The sequence below is a fragment of the Peptostreptococcus sp. D1 genome, from assembly GCF_900112955.1.
GTDB lineage: Bacteria > Bacillota > Clostridia > Peptostreptococcales > Peptostreptococcaceae > Peptostreptococcus.
The window spans coordinates 19,803-34,005 of the sequence record NZ_FONP01000001.1; the positions used below are offsets into that span (position 1 = coordinate 19,803).

The 14,203-nt window shown below is 31.6% G+C and carries 11 protein-coding genes and 1 tRNA gene; 6 read left to right on the forward strand and 6 right to left on the reverse strand.

The window, feature by feature from the left end; genetic code table 11:
• Positions 1-18: 18 nt before the first annotated feature.
• The 3 genes from BM120_RS00105 to polA form a co-directional block, all read right to left on the reverse strand.
• Positions 19-564 carry a lytic transglycosylase domain-containing protein gene (locus BM120_RS00105; protein ID WP_242941508.1) on the reverse strand — a complete coding sequence of 182 codons (546 nt, stop codon included), beginning with the start codon at positions 562-564 and terminating at the stop codon, positions 19-21.
• Positions 545-1,177 (reverse strand): dephospho-CoA kinase, encoded by a 633-nt coding sequence (gene coaE, locus BM120_RS00110; RefSeq protein ID WP_091992471.1) that lies wholly within the window; start codon positions 1,175-1,177, stop codon positions 545-547. The genes BM120_RS00105 and coaE overlap by 20 nt, the downstream gene beginning before the upstream one ends.
• 122 nt (positions 1,178-1,299) lie before the next feature.
• Complete coding sequence (gene polA / locus BM120_RS00115) at positions 1,300-3,948, reverse strand: DNA polymerase I (RefSeq protein ID WP_091992472.1); 2,649 nt, start codon at positions 3,946-3,948, stop codon at positions 1,300-1,302.
• 135 nt (positions 3,949-4,083) lie between these two features.
• Here polA and BM120_RS00120 point away from each other — a divergent pair.
• Positions 4,084-4,167 (forward strand) — tRNA-Leu (locus tag BM120_RS00120).
• Between the two features lie 187 nt (positions 4,168-4,354).
• Here the strand turns inward: BM120_RS00120 and BM120_RS00125 are convergent.
• Complete coding sequence (locus BM120_RS00125) at positions 4,355-5,548, reverse strand: iron-containing alcohol dehydrogenase (protein WP_091992473.1); 1,194 nt, start codon at positions 5,546-5,548, stop codon at positions 4,355-4,357.
• 286 nt (positions 5,549-5,834) lie between these two features.
• The gene (locus BM120_RS00130) at positions 5,835-7,649 is read right to left on the reverse strand and encodes a cell wall-binding repeat-containing protein (protein ID WP_091992474.1); all 1,815 of its coding nucleotides are present in this window, start codon (positions 7,647-7,649) and stop codon (positions 5,835-5,837) included.
• A 309-nt stretch (positions 7,650-7,958) separates the two neighbouring features.
• Here BM120_RS00130 and BM120_RS00135 point away from each other — a divergent pair, with 309 nt between their 5' ends.
• Both BM120_RS00135 and BM120_RS00140 read left to right on the forward strand, forming a co-directional pair.
• Positions 7,959-8,792, forward strand: coding sequence for a thymidylate synthase (locus BM120_RS00135; RefSeq protein WP_091992475.1), 834 nt, complete (start codon positions 7,959-7,961; stop codon positions 8,790-8,792).
• Positions 8,793-8,801: 9 nt separating this feature from the next.
• Positions 8,802-9,305, forward strand: coding sequence for a dihydrofolate reductase (locus BM120_RS00140; RefSeq protein ID WP_091992476.1), 504 nt, complete (start codon positions 8,802-8,804; stop codon positions 9,303-9,305).
• A 211-nt stretch (positions 9,306-9,516) separates the two neighbouring features.
• Here BM120_RS00140 and BM120_RS00145 read toward each other — a convergent pair whose 3' ends face one another.
• Complete coding sequence (locus tag BM120_RS00145) at positions 9,517-10,713, reverse strand: ABC transporter ATP-binding protein (protein WP_091992477.1); 1,197 nt, start codon at positions 10,711-10,713, stop codon at positions 9,517-9,519.
• A gap of 298 nt (positions 10,714-11,011) precedes the next feature.
• Between BM120_RS00145 and BM120_RS00150 the strand changes: the two genes are divergently transcribed.
• The 3 genes from BM120_RS00150 (at position 11,012) to BM120_RS00160 (ending at position 14,160) form a co-directional block, all read left to right on the forward strand.
• A complete protein-coding gene (locus BM120_RS00150; protein ID WP_091992478.1) occupies positions 11,012-12,283 on the forward strand; it encodes a sugar ABC transporter substrate-binding protein in 1,272 nt (423 codons plus the stop codon).
• Positions 12,284-12,443: 160 nt separating this feature from the next.
• Positions 12,444-13,316: a carbohydrate ABC transporter permease gene (locus tag BM120_RS00155; RefSeq protein WP_242941509.1), complete on the forward strand. Its 873-nt coding sequence runs from the start codon at positions 12,444-12,446 to the stop codon at positions 13,314-13,316.
• A 124-nt stretch (positions 13,317-13,440) separates the two neighbouring features.
• Positions 13,441-14,160, forward strand: coding sequence for a carbohydrate ABC transporter permease (locus BM120_RS00160; RefSeq protein WP_242941510.1), 720 nt, complete (start codon positions 13,441-13,443; stop codon positions 14,158-14,160).
• The last annotated feature ends 43 nt before the right edge of the window (positions 14,161-14,203 follow it).

The following is a 14,203-nucleotide window of genomic DNA, read 5'->3' on the forward strand; positions in this document are numbered from 1 at the left end:
AATTCGTTTTAATGCAGCTTACTGGTATATTTTCTTGTAAAGCTCATAGTTTTTCAAAACCTTTTTTGTATAATCCGAAGTTTCTTTGAATGGTATATTCTCAAGATTAACACCATCAGAGCTATATTGTGGCTCCTTTAGCCACTTTCTCACATTTCCGGATCCACCATTATATGCAGCAATCATCAAAGTCAGGTTGCCATTAAACTGATTCTCCAATTTTTTTAAATACCTGGTTCCGATTCTTATGTTGATATCTGGGTCAAAAATATTCATATCTTTAATCCTAAGCTCTTCATTAATCCAGTCAGCCGTTATATTGGTTACCTGCATCAATCCCTTGGCTTCCTTTGTAGAAACTGCATTTGGATCGAAACTGCTTTCTGTTTTAATAATACTATATATTAGATATTTATCTATATCGTATAGATTAGAGTAATACTCTACAATTTTTTTGTACTTTGTAGGATAAAATACCTTTGAAATTTGTTTGTTGCTCATAAATATCGATATTATTGAGACCAAAACAAAAATACAAACTATTCTAGCCCTCTTTTTCTTCAAACCAATTTCCCCCAATTTCTAATTTCCATATTTTTATTTGTTCCATTAGCTTTTCTATGCTCTTGTTTAACACCTCAATTTTTCCAGAATTATTTATGGAAAAATCGGATTTACTTACCTTAACGTCCTGTGGAAGCTGACTGTCTATTCTTTTTTTTGCATCCTCATAGCTTAGATTATCGCGTTGCATCACTCTTTCCAGTTGAATCCTTTCGTCACAATATACAGTGATGACTTTATCGAATTTATCCTGCATACCTGACTCAAATAAAAGTGCTGCATCTACAACCACAATATCAGAGCAAGATGTCTTTATTCTATTGTCAATCAATTCATTTATTTTTTTATGAGTAATCAAATTTAGCTGCTTCAGCTTTCTAGAATCATTGAATACTAAATTTCCCAAGCTTTTTCTATCAACAATCGTTTGATTACCTACTATTCTAATAGCATCAGGAAAAGCCCTTCTCAGCTCTTCAATGACATCAAAATGTTTGTAAAGCTCTCTAGTTAAAAGGTCAGCATCGATTACATTAATGCCAAGCTCTTTAAGTCTACTAGAAGCTGTGCTTTTACCACATCCAATATTACCAGTTAAACCTAATACAAGCATAACATCACTTCCTCAATATCTCATTTTGTTCAAAATCATTACAATTAAATCTAAATTATAATAATAAAAATTACAATACCAAAAAATCTAATAAATCTAATTATTATTTATAATTTAAGTCTTTATTTCGTTTCATACCATGAATTTCCGACGTTTAAATCTACATCAAGATCAACATCCAAATAAACAGCATTCTCCATTTCTTCTTTTAGAAGAGCTTTAATTATTTCAAGCTCATCTTCAGCTGCTTCCACAATCAACTCATCATGAACCTGAAGTATTAATTTTGATTTTAACCCCTCTTCAAAAAGACGATTATGTACATTCACCATGGCAATTTTAATTATATCGGCTGCACTGCCTTGTATTGGAGCATTCATCGCTGCTCTTTTTCCTCTGTTCTTATCGATAAAATTATTTGATTTTATCTCTGGAATATATCTTCTCCTATTGAATATAGTCGTAGAATATCCTGTTTTTTCAGCCTTGCCAACAATCTCATCCATAAAGCCTTTTATCCTGTCGTACTTAGCAAAATAACTGTTTATATAGTCTTTTGCCTTTGCTAGTGAAATATTTAAATCCTTTGCCAGACCAAAATCACTCTTTCCATATATGATTCCGAAATTCACCGCCTTTGCTGCACTTCTCAATTCTGGTGTGACGTCATCAAAGCTAACATTAAAAACCTGAGATGCTGTTTTTCTGTGTATATCTTCTCCACTTGAAAATGCTTCAATCATATTTTTATCACCACTCATATGAGCCAGAACCCTCAATTCAACCTGAGAATAATCGGCATCCACTAGTTTTTTTCCATTTTCAGAAATAAATATCTTTCTAATATTTCTACCTATATTAGTTCTAACCGGTATGTTTTGAAGATTTGGATCCGTTGAAGATATTCTCCCCGTTGAAGCAATAGTTTGATTAAATGTTGAGTGAATCCTTCCATCCTTTTCATTAATTACCGAATTCAAGCCATCAATATATGTCGATTTCAATTTTACCACTGTTCTATAATCCGAAATCAATTTTATTATTTCATGCTCATCCATCAGCTTTTCTAATACCTCAGCATTTGTTGAATATCCTGTTTTCGTTTTTTTCACTACAGGTAGACCAAGCTTTTCAAAAAGTATTATACCTAACTGCTTTGGAGAATTGATATTAAATTCCTCTCCGGCTAAAGAGAAAATCTTCTTTTCTGCATCAGATATAAGCTCCTTAATCTCCAAATCCAATTCGTTCAATACAGCCTTATCTACCCTAATACCGCTGTATTCCATGTCTCCTAGCACTGCTATCAGAGGCATTTCAACATCGTAAAACAGCATCTCCATGCAATCGTCAATAATGCTTTTTTCCATAGCTTCTATCACACCGAATACAGTATCAAAAACGCCTATAATATAATCATTCAATTTTTCACAATCTACTTCTTCAAAGGAAAGAGATTTCGATCCCTTTCCCAAAAGCTCATCCTTTGTCATTACTTTTTTATAGAGATATTTGTTCGCTATTGAATCTATATCATATGAAGATGAAGATTTCGATTCTATTACATACTCAGCTATAGAAATATCAAACTTAATATTTCCCAAATATATTCCATAGGGTCTAAGTGCGACAAAATCTTGCTTTAACTCATATCCTATTTTTTCTATATCCTCACTTTCCAATACCTCTTTTAAAGATATTATCTCTTCACCATCTAAATAATAGTATTCCTTGCCATCAATCGATAGAAAGGTTTTGATGATGTTCTTATCTAAAATATTTCCTTCCTTGCAAATGGTTTTTATTGATAAAACACCTTCTTCGTCAATTTTTTTAATAAAGGCTTCAATATCTTCCAATTTATTAATTTCTTTTTTTTCTACTTCCTTTTCTTCACAGCTTGTAAACTCCGAAAGCTTTGAAATAAGACTATTGAATTTTAGCTTTTGAAACTCTTCAATTACAGCATGAACATCAAAGGAGCCAAATTCCATATCTTCAAAGCTTAAATCCAAAGGAATATTTCTATCTATCGTAGCCAGCGCCTTACTCATAATAGCAGTTTCTGTATTTTCTTCTACTTTCTTTTTTTGAGATCCCTTTAATTTGTCCACATTTTCAATAACGCCTTCAACACTCCCAAATTCCTGCAAAAGCTTAATACCAGTTTTTTCGCCTATTCCGGGTATTCCAGGTATATTATCTGACTTATCACCCATCAAGCCCTTCAAATCAATAAATTGTGCTGGAGTCAGCCCATATCTTTCAATAACACCCTCTGTATTGTATTCCTCTACTTCTGCAACACCTTTCTTTGTAATCATAACAAGAGTTTTGTCGGATGCCAATTGAATTGCATCCTTATCACCTGTAACTACATAAACAGAAAAATCATTTTCTTCTCCAATTCTCGATATAGTCCCAAGAATATCATCAGCCTCATAGCCCGCTATCTCTTTTCTATCTATATTCATTGAATCTAGAATATTTTTCAGTGGCTCAAGCTGCATTGCCAACTCAGAAGGCATACCTTTTCTGCCAGCCTTATATTCCGCAAAGGCTTTATGTCTAAAAGTAGGAGCCTTCAAATCAAAAGCTACAGAAATATGTGTAGGTTGTATATTTTTTATCATCTTAAACATCATTGTCAAAAATCCATAAACAGCATTTGTGTGCAATCCATCAGCATTATCCATAGGAGGCAAAGCAAAAAATGCTCTATTGATTATAGAATTTCCGTCAATTAGCAGTATTTTCTTTTTATTATCCATATAATTTCCTCTCATTTCTACCTGTAAATATACATTTAATTATACCACAAAAACTACTGAAAATTTTTTTAAAATTTTTCTTGTTTTTTTTAATCATCTATGGTATTATATTATATGTACTCAAGAGAGTCAGATGCCGCTGTGGCGGAATTGGCAGACGCACAGGACTCAAAATCCTGCGATAGCAATATCGTATCGGTTCGACCCCGATCAGCGGCACTTAAGCAATCATATGTGATTGCTTTTTTTATTTTTTTGAATATCATATTTTGCATATAAAGTAAAAAAATGGTAATGTGTCCATTTCTGGATATGACACACTACCATTTTTATCAATTATTCTATATCTACTAAAAACAAATTTTTATTTATTACAAAAAACAATTTAGATTTCATTCACAATCAATTAAAGTGATTCAGCATATATAGCTCTAACATTCTCTTTTGTTGCCTGAACTGGTGCACAAGAAAGTAATCCATCTAATGATGGTGTTGTAAATGCAAGCTCAGTCAATCTATCAAGATCAGCCTCTGTAAAGCCTTCATCCTTCAATGTCATTGTCAATCCAACAGATTTTAGCCATTCTCTCATATTTTCACAAGCCTTTTCAGCTGTTAAATCATCAGAATCTCCAACAAGTGGTCCGAATACATCAATTATTGTTTCCTTTCTAGCATCAAAGCACATCTTCACAACGGATGGAAGAAGGATTCCCAAGCCTACTCCGTGAGTCAAATCTGTTTTCACTGCACTTAGTGGATGCTCCAATGCATGAGTGAAGTGAAGTAATCCATTATCAAAAGAAGTACCTGCTATCATTGACGCATAAGCCAAATAGTATCTAGCCTCCAAATCATTTCCATCTGCAAGAGCTCTCGGTAAATACTTATGAACAAGTCTTACTGTTTCCTTACCACAAAGAATACTAAATGGATTTGCAGTAAGTGCAGTACATGCTTCAAATACATGATTTATAGCATCCACTGAAACAGCCATTGTCTGATATTCTGGTAATGTAACCATCAAGGCTGGATCGTCTATTGCATACAATGGATATATACAATCATAGGCTATCGCAGGCTTGTACTCTTTTTCTGGTATTGAAACTACTGCAAATCTATCCACCTCTGTTCCAGTCCCATGAGTAAGGTTGATAGCGATTACTGGAGCTGCCTTATCTGGTGTGAATTTTAATTCGTAAAGCTCTGCACATTTCTTTTCAGGATATTCAAGCAAAATCGCAACAGATTTTGCGGCATCAATAGGACTACCACCACCTATACCTATTACACAGTTTGCACCTATTGATTTACCTAATTCACATGCTTCGTCAACATCTTTATGTTCAGGATTTGGACTAATTTTGTCATACAAAGCATATTCGATATTGTTGTCCTTCAAAGCCTTTTCAACTACATCCCAGGCACCTGTTTTCTTATATGCAGCTCTACCAGTCAAGATTACTACCTTGTTAAAGCCTTTTGATGAAAGCTCCACTGCAATATCATTAAACCTTTCAATTGCTCCAACACCAAGATAAGCAGTTGATTTAGCTCTAATTTCCTTGATTTCGTTAATGTTGATGTCTTTTTCCCACATAAGAATACCTCCTAAAAATAATGTAATCTTTTGAAAATTTCAAAAGCTTGTTAAATATTTTATTAACTTTACCTACATTATATTCCTACTTTTGGAAAAAGTAAATATTTATTGTTAAATTTTAAATACAAAAAAGCACTTAAATATAATTAAATATTATTTTTCCGAATTTTTATTTTTTTACAATAAAATTTAAGCATTAAAGCTTCAATCTATTTATTATCGTTTATACCAATACCACCTTAAATTTAATATCTTACCACAAATTTAGTATCTTACCACAAATTTAGTATCTTACCACAATCACAGGTGTACCAACGCTAATCTTTGAGTATAATGATGAAACTTTGTTTAGTGGAGTATTTATGCAGCCATGTGAGCCAGCAAATAAATATCTAGTTCCGCCAAATGTAGGCTGCCAGTATGCATCATGAATTCCAATGCTTCCATTAAACGGCATCCAATACTGTACAGGCGAAGCATATCCAGGTCCTCTAAGAACAACATTTCTCATCTTTGCTCTTAACGTAAATATTCCTGGAGGTGTAGCCATGCCTCTATTCGGATTTCCTGAAACTATCGGTGTCGAAAGAGTTATTTTTCCATTTTCATACAATTTCATATTTTGCTCCTTAATATTAACAACAACATATTTATTACCTATGCTAGTGGCTTTATTAGGAATACTACCAGTGATATAATATGGTGTAACTGAATAAACAGATTCACCCTTTTTCAATAGCTCAATCAATCTATCTGTTTCTTTGTTTACATCTAAGCTTATCTTGGATTCACTTGATATCACAACATTATTATTTTTCCAATATGCATAGCTTCCATTATTTGATACTGTTCCATTAAATTTTATAGCTCCTAAGAAGCTCTTGATTGATTCTCTATTAAAATCTAATTTATATCCATTGGCTCTATCTATTTCTATCATTGGAAGAATATTTTTACCAGTTAGTTTTTTTGAATTACCTTCAAAGCTATATTCTATCTCCATATTTCTATATTTCATTAATTTGTCAAATGCTGTATCCGAATTTTGGTTTCCTCTATTTGAGATGAAATCAGCAATTTTCGATATATTTTTTTTTATCTTCACACCACCACTTACCTGTACCAAATTAGATACCTTGCTATTTAAACCATTCAAAGCATCAAGCTGATCAAAGGTAAATCCATAGCTTGAATTTATCAAAAGAACTGGTCCATAGCTCAGGCTTGATTCTCCGTCAGTAGAATTGATGCTTGAAATAATGCCGGCATTAATAAGAACTGAATCTATCAATTTAGAATTATTCCCCATACCATCTTCAGCAATATAGACTGTATCAAAATCACCAAAGAACCTTTTTATTATTTTTAAGTTAGTGTCTTGTCTGTCAACACCACTGATTCTTTCAACATTTACAACCAGGCTGTCGTATTGCGCTGGTAAACCATTCGTTCCACCTATTAAATATACCTTCGATACCCCTAAATTATTTATTTCTTCACTTACCTTTGTGTAGGAATTATTGTCGGTAAAAATAATAGGAATGTGCTGCTTAGCTGCAACTGCACCTGCTCCAGCAGCATCAGGAAGCCCAGTCACCCCATTTACAACAAAGGACTCCTCAAAATTTGATCCCCTGACAGCTTTTATTTTCTTTGCAATATTTATTGACGTTTCAACTCGACTATTTCCGGAAATTCTCTCAACAGCATATCCACTTCCCTTTAAGCTCTCTTCGATACCGGAGCTTATTGAATTTTCCCCTCCAATAATATAAATATTTTGGGGCTGTAGCCTTGAGATTTCTTTTACCGTACTTTCAACATCAAGATTTGTTGAATTGCTCAACAAAACCGGTGCATTTATTTCGCTTGCAAGGGGAGCAACAGACAGAGAATCCGCAACAGCGTTTGCATTTACAATAATTACATTTTCACTTCCATTTTTCCAACCATTTTGAGAAATACTAACAGCAGTTGAAAATCTGTCAGCTCCACTGATATTTTTTACAGATACAGCTTGTGCAAAGGATGTCGTACCAAAGCCTATAGCAAGCGAGAATACTGCTAGTATCACCGATTTTTTAAGTAACCTCTTCATAATAAATCCTCCTAAATAAAAAAGCAAATAATATTCCTTAAGAATAGTATATATGCTTTTCAACCTTCTAACAACTACTAATACGTTACAAATACAACCATTAATTCGATGTGTATTTATTACATTTTTGTTATAAAAAAAGTCTTTCCTTTGTATTTATACACTCAATATAATTCATATTAGCTCAGTCAATTTTTTGCTCTAAAATCATATTTCTTTCAATTTTACAGTTCAATTAATTTTTAAGATTTCTACCATTGAAAATATGGTAAAATATATAGTAACTTATTTAGCAAGGGAGGAAAATATATGACAATAGCAGATAATAATTTCAAAAAACTTTGTGAGGATATATTAAATAGCGGAAACAGCACTATTGGTGAAAAGGTAAGACCTAAATATACTGATGGTACACCTTCACACACATATTTTGTGAATCAAGTTTTCGAAAAGTATGATTTATCAAAGGGGGAGCTACCAATAGTAACTCTAAGACAGGTCGCTTGGAAATCTGGAATAAAGGAGGTTCTTTGGATTTATCAAGACCAAAGCAATGACTTGGAGCTTCTTAAAAACAAATATGGAATAACCTGGTGGGATGAATGGGATATTGGTGACAGAACTATTGGTCAGAGATACGGAGCAACTGTAAAAAAATATGATTTGATGAATAATCTATTAGAAAACCTAAAAAACCAGCCATTTGGTAGAAGACACATCATCAATCTTTATCAGGAATCAGATCTTCAAGCTTCAAAAGGATTATTCCCTTGTGCTATGGAAACTCAATGGAGCGTTAGAGATTGCTATCTTGATATGACATTGATTCAAAGATCATCCGATGTGCCAGTTGCCAATTCAATAAACAAAATTCAATATGTGGCTTTGCAGATGATGGTGGCAAGGCATGTTGGACTTGAGGCAGGAGTATTTTGTCACTATGTAAACAATGCTCACATTTATGATAGACACATCGATCAGGTAAAGGAAATAATTTCAAGAGAATCACAGCAAAATCACGAAAGGATTAGGTTGATTCTTAACCCTGAAAAAAAAGATTTCTACTCTTTCACAATCGACGATTTTGTGCTGGAAGGATACAATCCAATTAAGCCAAATCTGAAATTTGAAATGGCGATATAGGAGGTATTGATGATAGAAAATTTATATGCAATAGTAGCAATGACCGAAAAAACGAATGCAATAGGAAAAGCTGGCGATATGCTTTATTATCTAAAGGATGATTTAAAGTATTTTAAATCAACTACTGAAAACAATACAATAGTTTGTGGAAGAAAAACATATTTCAGTTTTCCAAAAAGACCTCTTCCAAACAGAAAAAATATCGTTTTAACTAGAAGTGATTCAGTATTTGATGGAGCCTATACTATGCGTAGTAAGGAAGAAATTATTGAATATGCAAAAAACAATCCCGACGAAAAAATATTTATTTGTGGTGGTGACAACATTTATAAGCAATTTATGGATGACGTTTCAAAGCTATATGTCACAAGTATAGCTGAAGAAAAAAAGGTCGATGCGGACAGCTTTTTCCCAGAAATTCTCGAAGAAAAATGGATTCTAACTAGTGAATCAGAATATATATGTACTAATAATACACCAAAATATAAATTTTTAATATATGATAGAATATAATAAAGGTAACTGATTCAAAAATAAGCTCTATGCAAGAAAAAGTATCCCGCATTCTTAAAGCACAAAAATAATGCTTGGATACTTTTTCTTGCATAGAGCTATTTCCTAAATATAATTTCAATACTCTTGTTCTATCGAGCATCATTTATTGATTAAATCCTGTTATGCATTATATTTAATTTATTACTCACCCAGATCAAAATTCTACAATTTATGCATAAATTCTTTTCTTTGTTATTCTATCGAAAAGATGAATTTTAGATAAATCAAAAGTGACATCACAAAAATCTCCTAATCTTATATCTGTATCAGAGCCCGTTCTTATTATTATCTCTTCATTTTTATTATAAAGGCTATTATTAGGGTCATTATATAAATTAAACTCTAAGCTTAAATCTTCTTTGATATTCTTAGATGGGCTCTCGTTATCAAAGCTTTCATCTTTGTTATCAATACATTTATTTTTTATTTTTTTAACAGCTTTTAAGGTTATTATTTTTTCGTTCCCTAAATTTTCAATCAAGTCTACTATAAAAGAATCTCCTTCCCTTATGAATATATGCTCAGGACGTATACCAAATACTGTATTATCAATTTCTATCTTACTTATATCAATATTTTCTCTCAAAAAACTTTCTATCAAAATAGAAATTATATTTCTATATCCTGTATCTATACTCATTATATTCATCTGTGGAGATCCTATAAAAGCTGCAACGAAAATATTTTCAGGCTTATCATACAAATCATTTGGTGTACCTTTTTGTATTATATTACCATTATTCATCAAAACTATATTAGTAGCCATAGTCATTGCCTCAACTTGATCATGAGTTACATATACTGTAGTCGTTTTGAGTTGTCTATACAATTTCATTATTTCTGACCTCGTCTGAACCCTTAATTTTGAATCTAAATTTGATAAAGGCTCATCCATTAAAAACACCCTTGGATTTCTTATCATAGCTCTAGCTAAAGCAACTCTTTGCATCTGACCTCCTGATAATTGACGTGGTTTTCTATTTAATAAGTCTTCTATCTGCAATATTCTTGCCACCTCATCAACTCTTCTATCTATTTCACTTCTATCTATTTTTTTCAAAATCAAATTTATGGCAATATTTTTATAAACTGTCATATGGGGATAAAGTGCATAATTCTGAAAAACCATGGCTATATCCCTGTCTTTAGGTGCTTTATCATTTACTAATTCATCATCCATATATATTTCCCCAGATGTAAGCTCCTCTAAACCTGCTAAAATTCTCAATAATGTTGATTTTCCACATCCAGAGGGTCCCAACAATACCAAAAATTCTCCATCATCAATATCTAAATTAAAATTTTCTATTATATTATTTTTTCCATCATATGATTTTGTGATATTTCTAAATTTAATTCCTCTCATAATTTTTTCCTCTTTACGATATTTATTAATTATTTTTTTCGCTTCTACACTTATATTCTATATATTATATCGTTTTTTATTGAGCAATTACTATAAAATCAAGTTCTTTATAGAAAAAAACTATATTCTATATTTTCAGTTATTGTTTTTATTAATACAACTATTCATAGAATAGTATTTTACTTTACACTGCAATATACTTAATGCTATACTTGTCTAAATAAATATATTAGAATATATTAGTTGTGCCAATAATATATCAAAATCACAAAATAGATTTATCCAAAGGAGAAGCAAAATGGTAAAAAGAATATCTAGTTTATTGTTATCCGGTGCTCTTACCCTCGTCCTGTTAGCAGGCTGTTCACCGAAACAAGAAAAGTCAGAATCCAGTAAAACGAGCGACAGAAAGGAAATCACTCTAATGATTCCTGAATGGGGTGTCCCATCAGACGAAATGCTTGCTGAATTTAAAAAAGAATCTGGAATTACAGTAAAGGTCCTTCCTACTGCCTGGGATGATATTAAGAACAAGGTATCCATTGCATCTGCAGCAAAAAAAGCACCCGCTGACGTTATAGAGGTTGACTGGTCTTGGTCTGGTGAATTTAAAACAGCTGGTTGGTTGGAAAAGCTTGATGTAGACTCAGAAACTCAAAAAGACATACCTTCTATTTCATACTTTAAATTCGGAAATGATATTTATTCTATCCCTTATGCAAATGGATTGAGACTGGCTTATATGAATAAAGAAATGATGGATAAAGCTGGTATTTCTGAGGTTCCAAAGAATTGGAGTGATATGGAATCAGCAATGAAAAAACTAAAAGCTTCCAAGGTGTCTGAATACCCTTATCTATTCCCTCTTCATGCAGAAGAGAAAACTACTACATCTTTCTTAACACTTGCATATACTAGAAATGGAAAAGTTTTTAACAATGATGATACATTAAATAAGGAAAGTGTACTTGATACATTAAAAACAATTGACAGATATGTAAAAGAAGGATATATAACACCTGACAGCGTATCTAAACCAGGAATAGATACATTTAGAGGTATAAACAATGCAGATGGCGCTTTCTTGCTTGGTCCAACATCCTTTATAACAAGCTCGAATGATCCAAAGGTTTCAAAAGTTGTTGGTAAAATTACAGTTATACCTATGCCTTCAATAGATGGTCCGGCAAAAAATACTATTTCATTTACTGAAGCAGTTGGAATTTCTACTTTCTCTGAAAATAAAGAATCAGCAAAAAAATTTGTTGAATGGTTTTCTAGACCAGAAACACAGCTGGCATTAAATAAAGCAATAAATAATACGCCAACTAGAACAAGTGTAATAGAAAAAATGGTAAAAGATGGTATTATTAAAACTCCTGGCTCTATAGTAGAACAGTCTAAGATAGTAAATACACCTTTCCCAAATGGAGTTCCTAAATACTATACTGAGATGAGTACTGAAATATTTAACATTATTAATCAGTTAGGAAAAGGAAATTTAACTCCTGAAAAGGCCACTGATACTATGGTTGAAAAGGTTCAGAAATTGATTGATGAGAGAAAATAATCTAAATTTATAGTTTATATAAAAAATTTATTATTAAAATAAATATAAAGCTTTAAGCTAAATCGATAGTGCTAAGGTCGAGGTATCGAAAACAATGGTTGCCTCGACTTTTTGAATTTATATTTGAGCTACACTAATCTAAGGAGATGCAAATGACAGTATGAAAAATAAGAAAATAAAAACACCTTTTTTACTACTTATACCTTGTATCTTAATAATGGTTTTTTCAGTATTTTTTCCTGTTATAACCACTTTTGGATACAGTTTAAAATATTTCAAATTAACAGAGCCAGGTAGCGAAAAATTCATCGGACTTAAAAATTTTCAAAATGTTATATTAAGCTCTGATTTCCATAATTCGCTATTAAATAGCTTTATTGTTTTAGCATTGGTAATGATTTTGGGTCTTATAATAAGCTTAGTAATTGCACTAATACTGAATAAAAAAAATTTTATAACACCTTTTCTCACTGCAATTGTAATTGTTCCATGGGCACTCCCTCCTATAGTCAATGGTATAATGTGGAAATTTATATTTTTCCCTGGATATGGTGTAATGAATCAAATATTACTCAAAATAGGATTGATAAATTCACCTATATCTTGGATCAATGAAAGAGGACTTTTTTTATTTGTAGTTTCCATTGTAATTATATGGAGAATTGTACCTTTTTCATCAATTGTAATACTTGCCAACCTTCAAAATATACCAAATGCTTATTATGAATCTATTTATTTGGAAGGCAGTACAAGATTTCAAGCTTTTATAAATATAACTCTTCCACTAATAATTCCATCATTAGGAGTAGTTTTGATAAATCTTACTACAACTGCAATAAATGTATTTGATGAAGTAATCGCTTTATCTGGTTATCAGTTCGAAAACCAAACATTGCTAGTCTATAATTACTCAAATACATTCAGTTTTTTAGATTTTGGTTACGGAAGTTCAGTTTCATATGTAATTATGTTATTGACTGGTATTTTAGGTTATTTATATGTGAAGAACATGACTGTTGAAAGGGTATATTAATATGAAATTAAAAAATAATAAAATTTTATACTATTTAGCCGTTATTATAATAATATTTTTTTGCTTAGGTCCTATTTTTTGGTGTTTTCTTATAAGCCTAACACCTGAGTCTGAGCTGCTTAAAATGAGCAGAAATATTTTACCAAGCTCAATTATTTTTGATAACTATAAATTGCTATTCGATCCCAATACAAGAGAACACCAAACTACATTTATTGGACTATACAACAGTATGAGAATTTCTCTAATAACATTAGCAATCGGAATTCCCATATCAATTATAACAGCATATTCACTGGCGAGATATGAATTTAAATTCAAAAAAATTTTTATAAACCTTCTATTACTTACAGTAGTTATACCAGTTTTTACAACTATTATACCAGTTTATAATATTTTTAGAAATTTAAACATGATTGATAGTATATTTTGGACATCAATTATATATATTTCAGCATTTTTACCGCTTAATACTTGGATAATAATGAATTATATAAAAGAGCTTCCCAAAGAATTATGGCAAGCGGCAGCTATGGATGGATTTAGTGAAAAACAAATATTTATTAAAATAGTCCTTCCTCTTTCCACACCTATTATAATTACCACTACTTTGATTATGTTTCTAATGGCTTGGAAACAGTACATAATACCTACCATTTTAATATCTTCGTATGAATATAAACCACTTACTATGGTGATGTCGGAATTCATGACTAGATATCAAATTAACTATGGAATCATAGCCGGAGTTGGTATATTATCGATAATACCGCCCGCTGTCTTTGCTATAATATTCAGAAAATTTCTGATATCTGGTTTAACATCAGGCTCTATTAAGCATTAGATTTTAAGCTTATAAAATAAAAAAACATAAGTATGTAGAATTT

Excerpts from the sequence above, each read along its gene's own strand:
- BM120_RS00140 (WP_091992476.1), top strand. The coding sequence starts at position 8,802 with ATGATAGAAAATTTATATGCAATAGTAGCAATGACCGAAAAAACGAAT.
- BM120_RS00160 (WP_242941510.1), top strand. The coding sequence starts at position 13,441 with ATGAGCAGAAATATTTTACCAAGCTCAATTATTTTTGATAACTATAAA.
- BM120_RS00150 (WP_091992478.1), top strand. The coding sequence starts at position 11,012 with ATGGTAAAAAGAATATCTAGTTTATTGTTATCCGGTGCTCTTACCCTC.
- BM120_RS00125 (WP_091992473.1), bottom strand. The coding sequence starts at position 5,548 with ATGTGGGAAAAAGACATCAACATTAACGAAATCAAGGAAATTAGAGCT.
- BM120_RS00135 (WP_091992475.1), top strand. The coding sequence starts at position 7,959 with ATGACAATAGCAGATAATAATTTCAAAAAACTTTGTGAGGATATATTA.
- BM120_RS00155 (WP_242941509.1), top strand. The coding sequence starts at position 12,444 with ATGAAAAATAAGAAAATAAAAACACCTTTTTTACTACTTATACCTTGT.
- polA (WP_091992472.1), bottom strand. The coding sequence starts at position 3,948 with ATGGATAATAAAAAGAAAATACTGCTAATTGACGGAAATTCTATAATC.
- BM120_RS00130 (WP_091992474.1), bottom strand. The coding sequence starts at position 7,649 with ATGAAGAGGTTACTTAAAAAATCGGTGATACTAGCAGTATTCTCGCTT.
- coaE (WP_091992471.1), bottom strand. The coding sequence starts at position 1,177 with ATGCTTGTATTAGGTTTAACTGGTAATATTGGATGTGGTAAAAGCACA.
- BM120_RS00145 (WP_091992477.1), bottom strand. The coding sequence starts at position 10,713 with ATGAGAGGAATTAAATTTAGAAATATCACAAAATCATATGATGGAAAA.